Origin of the sequence: Salinadaptatus halalkaliphilus, assembly GCF_006543045.1 — an archaeon.
GTDB classification, from domain to species: Archaea; Halobacteriota; Halobacteria; order Halobacteriales; family Natrialbaceae; genus Salinadaptatus; species Salinadaptatus halalkaliphilus.
This window is the reverse complement of sequence record NZ_RBZW01000069.1, coordinates 16,699-31,964: the sequence shown is the minus strand read 5'-3', so window position 1 is coordinate 31,964 and position 15,266 is coordinate 16,699. Positions and strand designations below refer to the sequence as shown.

Below are 15,266 nucleotides of genomic sequence, written 5' to 3'. Positions count from 1 at the left end.
TCATACGTATCGGACACCGCTGACGCGGTGTCCTTGTCCTCTTTGATTCGACAGCCACAGCTGAGCGGTATCAACAATCTCCTACACAAGAGCGTTCGATCAATTCCCGAAATGCAACGGAGACTTGCTCGGGAGCGACGACAGTCGGATCGGACTGCAGATCGATCCGGATGGCAGCGTCCTCGGCGGCTGGAATCTGTGACAGCGCACGATCGATGAACGCCGACAGCTCGTCCTCGAGTGGCTCGAACGACGCTGAATCGAACACGGACTCGATCTGTCTGGCTTTGTCACTCGAGTGCAGCAAATTCGTAGCCGGATCTCGGATGGCCGCGATCGTATCAGTATCGACGTCCGACTGCTCTGCCAGCGACGGCAGCTGTCCAAGTAAAATATTCAATTCGTTACGAATGTCGTGGAGAAGAATGCGATGTAAGACTTCGATCCGTCGCTTGTGCTCGACACGCGATGTGATGTCGTGCTGGAAGCCAACGAAGTACTCGAGTTCGCCGTTCGTATCGAATATGGGTGTGATCTGGACGTGGTTCCAAAACGGCGTTCCGTCCGCGCGATAGTTGAGAATATCCGTTTCGACGGCCGTCGTCTCGTCGATGGCGTCTCGCATCTCCTGGACGGGTTCGCTCGATGTCAGCGGGCCCTGGAGAAATCGACAGTTCCGACCAAGTGCGTCGTCTTCCCGATATCCCGTGAGTTCACAAAAGTGTTCGTTGACGTAGACCAGTGGATTCCCATCTCGTGATGGATCCGAGATAGCGATTCCCATCGGCGCTTCGTCCATCGCCTTCGTTTTCCACTCGAGTTCCCGTTCACGCTTCTTTCGTGCCGTAATATCAGTAATGAGGCCCTCGAGATGGTCGACCGTTCCATCGGCGCTTGTGATACCTCGTCCGCGTTCGATAACCCACTTCGTGTCCCCATTCCGGTCGGTGACACGGTACGTAATCTCGTACGTCGTTTGCTCGTCGAGCGCGTCCTGGACGGCGTTCCATACGTCGTCACGATCCAGCGGATGGATAATCTCTCGCCAAGAAATGTCCTGTGACTCCAACTGTGCTGTCGAGTATCCCAGAAAGTCCTCGACGTTGCCCAGGACGTGTTGCATCGGCCACGCCGGATCGTTTTCACATCGGTAGACCATCCCCTGTAGATTACTCGCAAGTGTCTCGAACTGCCGCTCTCGTTGGAGTCGCTCCGAGACATCGCGAACGACGCAGACGTGTCCGCCCGTTCGCAGTTGCGTCAGTGAGAGCGCTTCGGGAAACGTCTCGCCAGTGATCCGTTTCCCACGACTCCGGCCGGTCCACGAGCCGGACCGTGTCAGTTCTGGGAGTATTTCGTCGTGAAATCGATGTCGTTCCGCTTCGGGATACAATTCCCGCCAGTGTGTTCCGACGAGTTGCGCCCGCTCGTATCCATAGAGTTCCGCATAGGCGTCGTTGAGATAGACGTATTGGCCATCGTCGTCGAGAAGTCCGATTCCTTCCGTTGCCGTTTCCAGTGCTTGATATACCCGCTCTCGCTCCCGACGTGAACGGAATCGGGCGACGCAGTTTCTGATGCGATTGATCAGGAGATCGTACTGTTGGAGAGAGCCCGTTTTTTGTACGTAGTCCGTTGCCCCAGCCGAAATCGCCTCACTGGCGACGGATTCACTGCCTTCGTCGGTAAAGAGAATAAACGGCAGTTCGGACCACTCCTCGCGAACCATATCGAGAAACTCGAGTCCATCGCGGTCAGGCAGGTCGTATTCACTGACGAGACAGTCGATCTCGTCTCGTCGTGTTCGCAGTTGCTGTAATCCCGCCGCCGCTCGACGTACGGTCGTAATCGTGATCTCATCTCGATGGTCCTGCCCAGATCGCGAGAGATAGTCCGCAAACCGAGATCGGTGATCCACATGTAAAATGTGGAGTGAAGTCATAATGCCTACTGTTCGGTTACAGCCGAATAAGTATTGCCGCTGCAGAAACGTAATAGCCTGCTTTTACGGACGACTCGGCGACTGCAGTCGCGGGATCAGGCGTCGTCGGACTCGCTTTCCCGGTGGTCGTATCCGTACTGTGCTTGAGCTCGTTCGGCCGAGAGCTTTCCGAGCTCGAGATCGCGACGGATCGCGTCGAGATCCCGGTCCGCCGGATCCCCGAAGCCGCCGCCACCGGGCGTTCTGATGCTCACCACGTCGTCTGAGGACAGCGTGTGCGTCGACTTAGGATCGATATCGCGTTCATCGCCGTCCCGGATCAGTTTGTCGTCGCCGACGGTGCCGTCGCTCCCGCCGTTGATACCGTAAGGAGGGTGTGTTCGGCGGTCGGCAAGTAAACTGAACGTCGCCTCGTGGTCTCGAACGCGGATATCGCGGCGGAGGCCCAGCCCACCCCGGTGGTGCCCGGCACCACCGGAGTCCGGCCGGTACTCGTATCGCTCGACCGAAAGCGGATAGGCCGTCTGGAGCACTTCCGCAGGCGTGTTCATCGTGTTACTCATGTGGACGTGGACACCGTCCATACCGTCGCCGCTCGAGCGACCGCCGAAGCCGCCACCCTGGGTTTCGTAGAACGCGTACGGCGTGTCGTCCCGCGGATCCACTCCGCCGAACGTGATATTGTTCATCGTTCCCTGACAGGCAGCGATCGCCCGATCCGGGACGACGTCCGCGAGGGCCCCGAGGATGACATCCGTGACCCGCTGTGAGACCTCGAGATTCCCACCGACGACCGCGGCGGGCGGACTCGCGTTGACGACAGTTCCCTCGGGTGCCTCGATCTCGATCGGTCGGTACGCGCCCTCGTTCGGCGGAATGTCCGGATCGGTCACGCACCGAACGGCGTAGTAGGTCGCCGATGCAGTAACGGCGAACACGGCGTTTACTGCGCCTGCCGTTTGGGCTGCCGTCCCGTCGAAGTCGACCAAGATTTCGTCGCCGTCGATCGTCACCGCCGCTTCGATCGGGATCGTGTCGTTTCCTTGCCCGTCGTCGTCGAGCACGTCGGCGAACTCGTAGGTGCCGTCCGGAAGCTGGGCAATTTCGGTCTGCATCCGCCGCTCTGAATAGTCCTGGATTTCGGAAATGGCGTCGCCAAGGCGCTCGATGCCGTACTTGTCGGCCAGATCGCGGAGCCGCTCTCTGGCCGTTTCGTTGGCGGCCTGTTGAGCACGGAGGTCCCCGCGGCGTTCCTCCGGGGTTCGGACGTTCGCGAGAATCAGATCCATAACGTCCTCGACAACGTCGCCACCTTCGAACAGTTTCACGGGGGGAATGCGAACGCCTTCCTGGTATATTTCCGTCGAGTCCGCGGCGACGCTCCCGGCCGTCGAGCCACCGACATCGGCGTGATGGGCGCGATTTGCAGCGAACGCGATGATCGTCTCACCGTCGTCAGCCTCCGCGAACACCGGCGTCACCAGGGTGAGGTCCGGCAGGTGGGCGCCCCCCTGGAACGGATCGTTGACCATGATCGCGTCGCCCGGCGAGAGCGTTTCCGGCGGATATCGTTCGAGTGCTGCGGCGACCGAAAACGGCATCGCACCGAGGTGGACGGGCATGTTCTCGGCCTGGCTGATCATGTCGCCATCGGCATCGAATATCGCACAGGAGCAGTCTCGGCGCTCCTTGATGTTCGGCGAGTAGCCGGTCCGGATGAGATTCGCGTTCATCTCCTCGGAGATGGCGGTACAGGCGTTGCGAATTACCTCGAGCGTCACGGCGTCGACGCCGGTCGATTCCTCGTCGGTCGTCTCGGGTGGGCCACTCATTGGTCTGTCTCCACGATGATACTGCCGTATTCGTCGACCGTCGCGTGCTGTTCCGGACGAATCACGACGGTGCTTTCGCCACCCTCGACGATCGCCGGACCGTCGAACGAAGCGTCAACGGGGAGTCGATCACGGTCGTAGACGTTGGTTTCATAGACGGTCCCGTCGTAGACGACATCGCGCTGTTGGCGGATCGCCTCGTCGGCACACCCGTCTGTTTCTGAGGCGACGAGATCCGGCGTGTCGACGAGTCCTCGAGCGCGTAGCCGAACCGTGACGAGTTCGAGCGGCGCCGACGGCGAGGCGTGTCCGTACCGTCGTTCGTGTCGTCCGTGGAACCGTTCGGCAGCGTCTTCGAGGGTCTCCGCAGTTACGTCCCCGTTCGAAAGCGGGATCGTCAACTCGAACGACTGCCCGACGTACCGGAGGTCGACCGACCGCTCCAATTCGATCTCGTCGTCGTCCCGTCCCTCCCCGGCGAGGCGTTCGTAGCCGTCCCGTTCGAACCCCGCGAAGACCGACTCGAGCTCGCTTGGCGACACGTCCGGCAACCGTCGCACCATCGACGTACTGAAGTCGTGGATGAGGTCGGTGATCAACAAACCGAGCGCAGAGAGGACGCCAGCGGTTCGTGGCACCAACACGCGGGGAATATCGAGTTCCGCGGCGAGTGCACCCGCGTGCAGCGGCCCAGCGCCGCCGAACGCGACGAGACCGAACTCCCGTGGATCGTACCCCCGCTCGACGCTGACGACCCGGAGTGCACGCTCCATGTTCGCGTTCGCGACGTCGAGAATGCCCTGGGCCGCGGCTTCGAGTCCCATATCGAGCGGTCCCGCGATTCGTTCTTCGATAACTGCCTCGACGCGGTCGACATCGGCCTCGAGCTCGTCCGCGAGAAACGCGTCGGGGTCGAGGCGACCGAGGAGCAGCTGTGCGTCGGTCACGGTCGGCTCGTCGCCGCCACGACCGTAACAGACCGGACCGGGAACTGCCCCGGCCGACCGGGGACCGACCCGAAGTGCGTCTCCGTCGTCGATCCACGCGATCGATCCGCCGCCGGCGCCGATCGTGTGCACGGAGATCATCGGGACACCGATCGGGTAGTCCCCGACTTCGACTTCGGTCGAGACGAGCGGATCGCCGTCTCGAACCATCGAGACATCACACGAGGTCCCGCCCATGTCCATCGTCAGGACGTCGTCGATTCCGTCGAGAGCTGCGACGTGTGCAGCGCCTTGCACGCCGGCTGCGGGACCAGAAAGGAGCGTGTTGATCGGCCGTTGGCGCGCTCGTTCGGCGCCGATGATCCCACCGTTGGACTGCATAATCTGCATCGTCGCCGGGATTCCGCGGTCATCGATACTCGACTCGAGACGACCGATGTACGTATCCATAACCGGTTTCAGGGCGGCGTTGAGCGATGTCGCGAGAGTGCGTTCGTACTCCCGTATCTCGGGGAGGACCTCGCTCGAGAGCGAGTACGAAACATCGACGCCGGCGTTTTGCAATCGATCCCTGATTCGGCGTTCGTGCTCGTCGTTTTCGAACGAAAAGAGCAACGAGATCGCAACACTGTCGATATTCGACGCGGCGAGTTCCGCCGCGACCGCGTCGACAGTCGACTCCTCGAGTGGCGTTTCGACCCGTCCGCGTTCGTCGAGTCGTTCAGTGATCTCGAACCGCCGATCGCGTTCGACGATCGGCACCGGTTCCCTCACGTCGAAATCGTAGATATCGGGACGGGCTTGCCGGCCGATCTCCAGGACATCACGGAAGCCGTCGGTCGTGATCAATGCCGTTTCCGCCCAATCGCGCTCGAGGACGGCGTTGGTCGCGACCGTCGTGCCGTGTGCGAAGAACCCGACCGCGTTTGAGCGGAATCCGACATCGTTCTGACTCTTCGTGACGCCATCCATAACGCCTTCGTCGGGTGCCTCGGGCGTTGATGGCGTCTTCGCTACGTGGAGCCTGCCATCGCGTACTGTTACCACGTCGGTAAACGTGCCACCGATATCGACACCGAGACGACAGTTCCCGATGGTGTTTGACATACACACTGTCGACGGGCGACCGCCTAAAAACCAACCGAATCGGGTAACGTCCACCGTATCCTCCCCGCTCACCGCTTGCGCGGTTGGGGACACAAAGACGGCAGCTCTCATATACCGAAATCGCTCGTGTGCTCATCGTACACGGGTGCGAAAGTGATTATTTCACACGCGAAAATGGTACCCCGATGGAACACCCGACGGAGACACTGTCCGATTTGCCTCCGAGCGCCAAACTCGTGTACAAGGTCCTCGAGGACGATACACCACTCATACTGTCGAACAGAAGTCAGTGAAACGTCGGTCGCGAATTCGCGGCCGTCCTTACGGTGACGGCCGCAGTACTGCGACCGATCGTTGAATAGTTCTGTCCAACAGTATCACACAACAAGAACCCGCGGAAGAAACGATGTTGCCAAAACGGACCGTTCGGTGCGCAGTGACACGGTTGAAAGAGTCCGGGCTGATCGAGGGACGGGTTTCGTTTCGGGATGCACGCCAATCGGTCTATTCACTTACCGAAGACGGAAAACGGGTGCGGACACTCCCGGTCGAAAAATAGATTTCGTTCGTCGTACCGGTGCGACCATGGAATGGGTCGCGATCGTACCGAGACCGACGTACAGCAGTCCGCATCAGGCGCTCGCGACGATCGTCCACACAGCGTTGCCAGTTTGTCCACCGTTGCCGGACGGGACACTGATACGGATCGTCGTAACGTTTTACGGAGATCGCTCGACTGGGGCAGCGATTACCGGTAAAAAGCGAGACGAGGAGTAACCAGCCTACGAGAAAAGCCAGCGCGGCCGTCCGCTAACCGAGAAACAGCCACGCTACTCCGGTAGCAGCCGGTGTTACTACGGCAACGAGCGATGCGAGGTGCCCAAAGATCGCACCCAATTTGATCCGCCATGACATGGAGCGCTGTCGAATCAGTAGTGCCTCACGTGATGTCGGCTCGGTCGAACACTCGGCGGCCGACGACCACCGGGACAACGAGCCAGACGCCCAGAACCAGCATCGCGATTTCCGGCTGGACGTACCACGGCAAAGTCGCGGGGTCGGGGAGGGCCATCTCGGCGGTGCCCTCCGAAGGGAATACCCCGAGAATCGACAGGAGGTACGCCCGCGTCGGGTTTGTGACGATCCCGAGAAACTGAACTCCACCCTCGCCGACACCGAACTCGAGGAGATCGTTGAGGACGTACTCGATGCCCGCGATCCCCGACACATCGTCGTTCAGCGTCATCAGGTTCGTCATCACGTAGAACCCGAAGGCACCGAGCATCGCCCGCGAACGCGACCTGGAGATAGCGGAAATCCCGATCGCGACGGCGACGTACGCGAGCGCATACAGGACGGTGAGTGCGGCGATGCCCGCGAAGACCCGGGGGTCGAACGACCCGAACCAGAGGCGTGCGAGGATGGCGGCGACGGCGAACCCCACGATCAACGAGACGGCCACGATCGTCGCCCGCGAGACGTACTTTCCGAGTACGACCTCACGGCGCGTGACCGGCGTCGACAGGAGGTAGCGGATACTTCCTGACTCCCGTTCGCCGGCGATGGCGAGGTAGGCGGCGACCAGCGCGATCGCCGGGACGAACACCCCGCCGACGAAGGCCATCCCCCAGAGTGCCTCGATCGTTGCCGACGCGTGCTCTGGCCCAGTCACGTGCACCTGAGCGAAAAACAGGACGAGCAACAGCGCGTAGTGGAACCCAACGAGCCAGACGACCTTCGACCGCCGGGCGTCGAGAACGTCCTTGTAGACGACAGTACGAATGCTCATGCTTCCACCTCCTCGAGGTCGCGTAATTGTTGTACGTTGGCCCACGTCCCGTTCTGCTTGCCCGATTGCCCGTTCGTTCGTGCGTTCGACTGCTCTGATCGGGCGGTTGACGTGTACGCGTCGAACAGCGTTTCGAGCGATCGTTCTTCCGAGACGACATCACGGACACGAGTCCGTTCGGCGAGCCAGGTCGCTACCTCGATCTTCGCCGCCGCGTCGGTGACCCCGACCTCGATAATCGACCCATCGGACGGGGACACACCGTCATCGACCGAGGTCGTTTCGACGCCATCGACTGCGTTCAGGGCGTCGAGGGTCGGCACGGTCGTCACTTCGAACCGGATCGATTGAGTGATACCGCAGGACCCACGGAGTTCGGCCGGCGTACCGGTCGCGACGAGTTTTCCTCGATTCAGGATTCCGATCCGGTCGGCCACTGCTTCGACCTGGCCGAGTACATGACTGGAAAAGAAGACGGTTCGTCCGTCGGCTGCCTCCTCGCGGACGATTTCGCGGAACTCCCGGATGCCAGCCGGGTCGAGCCCCGAGGAGGGCTCGTCGAGGATCAACAGTTCCGGATCCCCGACCAGCGCCATCGCCAGCGCCAGGCGCCGCCCCATCCCCTTGGAGTAGCCGCCAACCCGCCTGTCGGCATCGTCGATCGTGAGTCCGACGCGGTCCAGCAACGCGGGCACGTCCGCTTCGACGCCGTTGGCGCGAGCGATCCACGCCAGATGCTCCCGGCCAGTTAGTCGCTCGTAGAGGGTGGCACCCTCGGGAACGATCCCGGTGTTCCGACGGATCGCAGTCGTCTCGGTCCGGGAGTCGTACCCCAGCACGGTGGCGGAGCCGGCGGTCGGTCGGACGAAATCGAGTACCAGGTTGATCACCGTCGATTTGCCGGCCCCGTTCGGACCGAGGAAACCGAACACTTCGCCGCGCTCGACGCGCAGATCGAGACCGTCGACAGCCAGCACGCCGTCGTATCGCTTGGTGAGCCCGGTCGTCCTGATAGCGCCCATGACGGTCGTCCGTACCGTCGATAGTTCCGAGGCTCTTTCGTCGGATATACTGGGGCTGTTTAAAACTCGGATCGACCGGCTCCGGAGAGATATCCGACCAGCAAGGTCCAGGGAGCAAGTGGTTCAGATTTTCGGTTCTCGGGATGGCCCAATGACCACGAGATGACGGCAACTGAACACGCTACTTGAACGGTCTCGTTTAAATATACCCAATCTCTTGGGAGCAATTGCCTCAACGACAGCCCCCGTTGTCTCACGATGGAGGCAAGCACATGCTCGAATCTGACACTGACGAGGGAGACAGAACACCATCGGACGAAACGGACACCAGCTGTTCGACCGACGAGCCAGAATCGGCGTCAGATCGATGGACGAAACGCGTCTGGGCGGCCGGCTCGTACGAGAATATCGCCCCCAAGTACGTCTCGATGGCCGGCCGGCTCGTCGAGCGGACCGAGGTCGGTTCCGGCGACGAGATCCTCGACGTCGGCTGTGGGACGGGAACCGTCGCGATCACTGCCGCTCGACGGGGTGCGCAGGTGACGGGAGTAGACATTCAGCCTAACCTGTTACATCGGGCCCGAACGAACGCCGAGATTGTGGCGGCAGACGTGTCGTGGCGAGAAGCTGACGCAACGGCACTCCCTTTCGATCCGGATACGTTCGACGTGACGCTTTCGAATCTCGGTCACATGTACGGCGATCCCCCTGACACAGCAGCTCGAGAACTGCTCCGGGTAACTCGTCCCGGCGGCCGGATCGGCTTCACCTCGTGGACGCCCACAAGCCTCTATCCCTCGATGGCTGGCGTGGCCATGACGGTTCTTTCGCCGGAAGCTCTTCCCGACTTCTCAGAACCGCCGTTCCTGTGGGGCGATCCGGGCACCGTCGACGAGCGACTCGGCGACGCCGTAGATGACATCGCATTCGAAACGGAGACGGTACAGTATCCCGCACTGTCGCCCGAGCACTTCTGGCAGCAAACGGCAACGAACTCGGGGATGTTTATCGAGGTGCTCGAAAAAGTCGACGATAACAATGTCTCGACACTTCGCGAACAGTTGATCGAGACGATTGAACCGTACTTCGATGGGCGGGAGAACGCGGTTGAACTCGAGTACGGCCTCACGACCGCGACGGTGTCAGCGTCCGGCGAGTAACGACGACCGCGCATCTGGTCGCTTCCGAACGCGGAATATTTTCCCTTTTAAACGGTCCCGGTGAGTTGGGAGTCATACCGATAGACGGGGCGGACCACGTACTCGTATGACAGCGGACTTGTGTCCCTGCTGTGGCACCGTCACTGAACAGGACGCGGCGACCGGCTCGAGTACGGAGCAGTGGCACATCGATGGCGCTGTTCTCACGACCGAACTGCCCGAAGAGCTGGGTTCGACACTCGGTCGATTCCTCGGGACAGAACCGGTCGATACGTTGGGCGGGTGGGTAGCAGCGGTTCGCTATCACATCGACGGCCCGTCTCTGACGATCGAGGAACTCTGTGTGACCGATGACGAAACCGAACACTGGGGCATCGTCGATGGTGAAAAATACCACTTCGCGTGTTTCTACGACGCCGTAATCCTGGCAGCCTTGGTCGACTCTCCGGTTGCTATCCGGACGAAAAGTCCGGATGGGGCAGTGATCGAAGCGCGTGCTGGTGGCACCGATGCGCTGACGGTGACCCCCGACGACGCCGTGTTCTCGTTCGGCATCGACAAAAACGTCTCTCCCCCGTCGGAAGATGGTCCGAACCTCGAAGACGGCTACGCCGCCATCTGTCCGTACGTCAAAGCCTTTCCGAACCGGGACGCGTACGAACAGTGGGCGACCTCCGTCCACGCCGCGACTGTCGCGATGCCACACAAGGGCACAGCCGACCTCGCAGCCGCGCTCGTCGACTAAAAGCGGACCCGGAGCAGTATATGCAGCCGCGTCGACAGGAAATTAGGAGAGAAATTGACTGAGTATGTTTCGTTCTGCTCGCTGCAGATGCTCGGCGACGGTAGACGGGTCGAGTTCCAGTTCGACGGCAATCTCCTCGGTCGTTACCTCACGTGGGACCTCGTAAAAGCCCTTGTCGTAGGCAGTCTGGATCACTTCCTGTTGCCGATCAGTCAGTTCGTCCAGCGGCTGGCTCCGACCATCGTACGAACCGAGTTTATCGAGGTCAGGGGAGACGCCGGCGGTCTCGTATTCTCGAATCGTGCTGGAGATGGTCTCCTGTGGACCAACGAGTGACATCGTGGCCTCTCGCTCTCCGAGTTCGGGATCACAGGTACCGATCAACTCGTCGGCTTCTTCGGCCAAACTCTCCGGAAGCTCCGGTGCGGTAAACGCGATCACGTAGAGGTGGCCATGTTCCGTTTCCGAGACGTGTTCCCATTGATCGACATACTCGAGCGCTGTGAGTTGGTCTTCATCGTATCGCGTCTCGACTTCGACTTGGACGATTGCACCGGTTCCACGACAGGCGAGTTCTTCGAAGTCCCGAATCCCTGCCTCGCGGCCAAGGGCCATCAGCTCCTCAATTCCCATGGCTTCGAACTCCGTACTGCTGACGGAGACGTTCGCTTCGCGCATAGTCGTAGTTTCTCGAACAGTCGGTAAAGCGTTGTGCCCAATACACTGGGAAGTTGGTCCACAGTGCATAAAACACCCCAAAATAAGAGAATAAATCCACATACTCTCGTCCCGATATCGAGATGCCATTTTGATAGGCGACCACGAAGAAGAACTCGCCGGGAATCTCGTGAAGGGGCGACTGTGTCACCGGGATCTCCTGGCCGTGAGCGGCCGGTGGCAAGGTCAACTCGTCGGGTTCATCGAGGGCCTCGAGGACGGCAGTCCCGTCTCCACCCGCGGTAAAGACGTTGTTCTCCCCGTCGTTACCGCCCAGGGGACGGTGGTACCCCGGCTCGTGGACGACCCAGACGGTGTAGACGCCGTCGGGGTAGAGCCCATCGAACTCGATGTGGACTGCCGACCGGTTTCGGCCGCGTCCGTCCTCCCTCCCGTTACCTGTCGCCGATTCGATTCGCGCCGTCGCGCTCCCGGCGCTGAACTCTCCCCACGTTGCAGCGCCATCCTCGTTCGCGTTCGGCCAGACGACTCCCCGCCTCGAGTATAGGAGGTTCGGATCGCCGTGCGGGATCAGATACCGCTCGACGGCGCCCCGGTTGTGCTGTGCCGCCATCTCCTCAAAGTTCGCGAACGGCGGGAACTCCGGTTCCGCGTCGAACAGTTCCGTACCGGGATCGTCGGGAAGATCCTGCCCGGCTGCATCGACGAGCGGGTCGGGGTTCGGACCGCTGTCGACCATCGTGAAGCCGGCGTGTTCGTTCGCGCCCGCAGTTCCGGCCGCACCGACACCGAGTGTGCCAGCACCCAGGGCACCGAGGGTGCGGCGACGCGTCGTTCGGGGACCGTACCGTGACCCGTTGGGCTCGTCTGTCATTGCGGTATCCTGTACCACCGAGAGCATAATCGATATTCCGCGGTTGTGCGCGCCGAGCAAACGGCCAATTTCGACGATTATTTGAATTCGATAACAATCACGAGACGAAACGGGCGAGTCGAAACACTGGTCAGGCGCTACCGATCAGCGGCGACCGCTTCGCTCTGGTCGTCGATTATTCGCACTGTCCCTACACGGACAGTAACGGTTACGATCCGAATCCGGTGGCGGATGGTACCCGGAAAATCGACAGTCACCGCTACTGACAATGGGCCTTTACCCTGCTGGGACGCGTCAAATTCGCCGTGAATGTCTGTTACCCACTCGTCCAGACCACGCTTGCGTTCCCGATCCGACCTGCAGGTGGTTTCGATGCATAATCGTCCACCCGACTATTCGCCGATCGAAGAGTACGGGATCGTCGGCAATCTCGAGACGTGTGCACTCGTCGCGCCGAACGGGTCGGTCGACTGGTTTCCGTTCCCGCATCTCGAATCACCGAGCATCTTCGCGTCGATTCTCGACACCGATCTGGGCGGCCGATTTCGGATCGGCCCGGAGAACTCCTTCGAAACTGACCGGCAGTACATCGACGAGACGAACGTTCTTGAGACGACCTTTCACACGACGGATGGGACGGCGACGGTGACGGACTTCATGCCGCCGGCTGGACAGGTCAGTCATCCGAAGAAGGTCCTCTACCGGAAAGTCGAGTGTACAGCTGGAGCCGTCGAGCTCGGGGTCGAACTCGATCCGCAGTTCGATTACGGACGGGCGAAAACGCGTATCGAATCGCTCGAGGAGGGTGTTCTCGTCGACGGCAACGAGGAACGAACGCTGCTCGAGAGCCCGATCCCCCTCGCGATCGAGGACGGCCGCATTACCGGCGAACTGTCGCTCGAGTCGGGCGACACGGAGTGGTTTCTCCTCCGGTGTACGGGTGCAGAACACGCGAGTACGGACCCGGACGCCGCGTTGGACAAGACGATCGAGTACTGGTCCGACTGGGCCCACAACTGTCACCCTGCGAACGGCTGCGTGTTCGCAGGGCCGTGGCACGACCAGGTCGTCCGTTCGCAACTGGTCCTCAAACTCCTCACCCACGCCGAGACGGGGGCGATCGCCGCCGCCCCGACCACCTCGTTGCCCGAAGAGATCGGTGGCGTGCGAAACTGGGACTACCGGTTCAACTGGCTTCGAGACGCGGGATTTACAGTCCAGGCACTGATGAACCTCGGTACGGCCGACGAAGCGAACGCCTACTTCGACTGGTTCATGGATCTTTGTCGAGCCGACGAGCCGGCGGCGATCCAGCCGCTGTACGGACTTCACGGCGAGGCGAATCTCGAGGAGCGAGAACTCGATCATTTCGAAGGCTATCGTGGATCACACCCGGTTCGGATCGGAAACGGAGCAGCCGAGCAACGCCAGCACGACATCTACGGCGAACTGCTGCTGGCCGTCGACGAGATACGCCAGCACGGACGCGACCTGACGGACACCGAGTGGACGCGAATTCGAGGTATCGTCGACTACGTTCGCGAAATCTGGGACCAGCCGGACGCGGGAATCTGGGAGGTTCGCGGGGAGGACCAACACTTCGTGTACTCGAAGGTCCTTTGCTGGGTCGCACTCGACAGGGGAATCGCGATCGCGACCGACGGCGACCACGACGCCCCGATCGAGGCCTGGCAGGAGGTCCACAAGCGAATCAAGGACGACGTTCTCGAGAACGGGTTCGACGACGATATCGGCGCCTTCGTCCAGGCCTACGGGACGGACGCACTCGATGCGACGGGTCTGTTGCTCCCGATCGTCGGTTTTCTCCCGTTCGACGACGAACGGATCCAGGGAACGATAACGGCGGTCCAGAATCGACTGGCCGAAGACGAGGTTTTCGTCCAACGATACGATGGCGAGGACGGACTCCCGGGTGACGAGGGAGCCTTCGTCCTCTGTTCGTGTTGGCTCGTCGATGCGCTCGCACTCTCCGGGCGCGTGGCCGCGGCTCGGTCCCGGTTCGAAGCGTTGCTCGAGTACCTAAATCCACTCGGACTCGTCGCCGAGGAGATCGATACGGAAACCGGCGCTCACCTCGGAAACTTCCCGCAGGCGTTCAGCCACATCGGGATCGTCAACAGTGCCCTGTATCTCGGCTATGTCCTGGGGCACAAAACGCCCGGCCCGGTGCCAATGGGGATTCGACTGGGGGAGCCGGTCGAGAGCGACACAACCAACCAACAGTCGTGATAGACATCACTCGAGCCTCCGGACGAAGGTTCCGTCCGGCCGACTGCCGTTTTTAGTGCCCCTCCGCCGACGAGTGGGCGGACGCCTGCTGTCGCAACTCGCCGGGATTGCGGGGATAGCTGCCTGACCGACCCCACCCTCCGCCTCGAGTTCCGCGAGTGATGTCGGACACTCGCGGAGACTCTTGTGGAGTGCGAGTCCGCTTTCGCGCCCTGTCCCATCGCGACGAGAACCTGATTGTGGCCAGGCGTGCACGGTATTCGCGTCGGCTCGATGACCGTGAGACGTGAGCACCGCACTCGACCAGCAGTGGCGGTTCCGAATAGCGATCCTCAACCGTGATCGACGGCATCGACCAGTTCGTGAACCGACTCGACGGTCAGTGCCGGTTCGCCGTCGAACAGTTCCCACGGCCTCCCCTTTCGATCGGTCCAGACCCCCTAATACCTGCGTTCTGAGCGCCCATGACATCGAACCAGCCGGCCGTCACGTGTGCTACCTCGTCAATTGGCGTTCCGGTTCGAGCGGCCGCGTGGCGGTGCAGTTCGGCGTCGGGTTTGAACGTCCGGACCTCGTCGGCGCTGATCGTCGCTTCGACCAGATCGTCGATGTCGGCGTGGGATACCATCGACTCGAGCATCTCCGGGTTTCCGTTCGAGACGACGGAGCAGTCGTAGCCGGCGTTCCGGAGCGCCTCGAGTCCGTCACGAACGTCGTCGAAGACGTCGGGTTCGTGGTTGACGGCGAGAGTTTCGTCGAGATGGATTCGTCGTGGGCGTCGAGCGCGGACTGGAGGGCGTCGCGGCTCATCTCGTAAAACGGCTGGTAGGCGTCGATGTGGTTGGCGACGAGCGTGTATTCGATCGATCGTGCGCGCCACAGCCTCGAGATCGACTTGGGTTCGTCGACGCTTGCGTACG

Annotated in this window: 11 protein-coding genes; 3 read left to right on the top strand and 8 right to left on the bottom strand. The window is 61.2% G+C overall.

Annotated elements, in window-relative coordinates; translation table 11 throughout:
* Positions 1–70: 70 nt before the first annotated feature.
* The 5 genes from D8Y22_RS19295 to D8Y22_RS19270 all read right to left on the bottom strand — a co-directional run bounded on the left by D8Y22_RS19295 (position 71) and on the right by D8Y22_RS19270 (position 8,639).
* A complete protein-coding gene (locus D8Y22_RS19295) occupies positions 71–1,942 on the bottom strand; it encodes a PAS domain S-box protein (RefSeq protein WP_141466301.1) in 1,872 nt (623 codons plus the stop codon).
* Between the two features lie 95 nt (positions 1,943–2,037).
* Entirely contained in the window at positions 2,038–3,774 is a 1,737-nt protein-coding gene (locus D8Y22_RS19290; RefSeq protein WP_141466300.1) for a hydantoinase B/oxoprolinase family protein, read from the bottom strand.
* Positions 3,771–5,828, bottom strand: a complete 2,058-nt coding sequence (locus D8Y22_RS19285; RefSeq protein ID WP_141466299.1) for a hydantoinase/oxoprolinase family protein — start codon at positions 5,826–5,828, stop codon at positions 3,771–3,773. Before D8Y22_RS19285 ends, D8Y22_RS19290 begins: the two co-directional genes overlap by 4 nt.
* Before the next feature lie 940 nt (positions 5,829–6,768).
* Positions 6,769–7,617, bottom strand: a complete 849-nt coding sequence (locus D8Y22_RS19275; protein ID WP_141466297.1) for an ABC transporter permease — start codon at positions 7,615–7,617, stop codon at positions 6,769–6,771.
* The gene (locus D8Y22_RS19270; RefSeq protein ID WP_141466296.1) at positions 7,614–8,639 is read right to left on the bottom strand and encodes an ABC transporter ATP-binding protein; all 1,026 of its coding nucleotides are present in this window, start codon (positions 8,637–8,639) and stop codon (positions 7,614–7,616) included. Before D8Y22_RS19270 ends, D8Y22_RS19275 begins: the two co-directional genes overlap by 4 nt.
* Before the next feature lie 272 nt (positions 8,640–8,911).
* Between D8Y22_RS19270 and D8Y22_RS19265 the strand changes: the two genes are divergently transcribed.
* Positions 8,912–9,799 carry a class I SAM-dependent methyltransferase gene (locus D8Y22_RS19265; protein ID WP_141466295.1) on the top strand — a complete coding sequence of 296 codons (888 nt, stop codon included), beginning with the start codon at positions 8,912–8,914 and terminating at the stop codon, positions 9,797–9,799.
* A gap of 106 nt (positions 9,800–9,905) precedes the next feature.
* On the top strand, positions 9,906–10,544 hold the full coding sequence (merB, locus tag D8Y22_RS19260; RefSeq protein ID WP_141466294.1) for an organomercurial lyase: 639 nt from the start codon (positions 9,906–9,908) through the stop codon (positions 10,542–10,544).
* A gap of 42 nt (positions 10,545–10,586) precedes the next feature.
* On the opposite strand, the gene D8Y22_RS19255 is transcribed toward merB, so the two are convergent.
* Positions 10,587–11,222: a helix-turn-helix domain-containing protein gene (locus tag D8Y22_RS19255; protein ID WP_141466293.1), complete on the bottom strand. Its 636-nt coding sequence runs from the start codon at positions 11,220–11,222 to the stop codon at positions 10,587–10,589.
* Positions 11,167–12,096, bottom strand: coding sequence for a hypothetical protein (locus D8Y22_RS19250; RefSeq protein ID WP_141466292.1), 930 nt, complete (start codon positions 12,094–12,096; stop codon positions 11,167–11,169). Before D8Y22_RS19250 ends, D8Y22_RS19255 begins: the two co-directional genes overlap by 56 nt.
* Positions 12,097–12,468: 372 nt before the next feature.
* On the opposite strand from D8Y22_RS19250, the gene D8Y22_RS19245 reads away from it, so the two are divergent.
* Positions 12,469–14,346 (top strand): glycoside hydrolase family 15 protein, encoded by a 1,878-nt coding sequence (locus D8Y22_RS19245; RefSeq protein WP_141466291.1) that lies wholly within the window; start codon positions 12,469–12,471, stop codon positions 14,344–14,346.
* A gap of 379 nt (positions 14,347–14,725) precedes the next feature.
* On the opposite strand, the gene D8Y22_RS19235 is transcribed toward D8Y22_RS19245, so the two are convergent.
* Positions 14,726–15,226: an HAD-IA family hydrolase gene (locus tag D8Y22_RS19235; protein ID WP_246084515.1), complete on the bottom strand. Its 501-nt coding sequence runs from the start codon at positions 15,224–15,226 to the stop codon at positions 14,726–14,728.
* Between the last annotated feature and the right edge of the window lie 40 nt (positions 15,227–15,266).

Bases quoted from the DNA above. Each gene is read 5' to 3' on its own strand.
- D8Y22_RS19245 (WP_141466291.1), top strand. From the start codon at position 12,469: ATGCATAATCGTCCACCCGACTATTCGCCGATCGAAGAGTACGGGATC.
- D8Y22_RS19270 (WP_141466296.1), bottom strand. From the start codon at position 8,639: ATGGGCGCTATCAGGACGACCGGGCTCACCAAGCGATACGACGGCGTG.
- D8Y22_RS19265 (WP_141466295.1), top strand. From the start codon at position 8,912: ATGCTCGAATCTGACACTGACGAGGGAGACAGAACACCATCGGACGAA.
- merB (WP_141466294.1), top strand. From the start codon at position 9,906: ATGACAGCGGACTTGTGTCCCTGCTGTGGCACCGTCACTGAACAGGAC.
- D8Y22_RS19250 (WP_141466292.1), bottom strand. From the start codon at position 12,096: ATGACAGACGAGCCCAACGGGTCACGGTACGGTCCCCGAACGACGCGT.
- D8Y22_RS19285 (WP_141466299.1), bottom strand. From the start codon at position 5,828: ATGTCAAACACCATCGGGAACTGTCGTCTCGGTGTCGATATCGGTGGC.
- D8Y22_RS19295 (WP_141466301.1), bottom strand. From the start codon at position 1,942: ATGACTTCACTCCACATTTTACATGTGGATCACCGATCTCGGTTTGCG.
- D8Y22_RS19290 (WP_141466300.1), bottom strand. From the start codon at position 3,774: ATGAGTGGCCCACCCGAGACGACCGACGAGGAATCGACCGGCGTCGAC.
- D8Y22_RS19275 (WP_141466297.1), bottom strand. From the start codon at position 7,617: ATGAGCATTCGTACTGTCGTCTACAAGGACGTTCTCGACGCCCGGCGG.
- D8Y22_RS19255 (WP_141466293.1), bottom strand. From the start codon at position 11,222: ATGCGCGAAGCGAACGTCTCCGTCAGCAGTACGGAGTTCGAAGCCATG.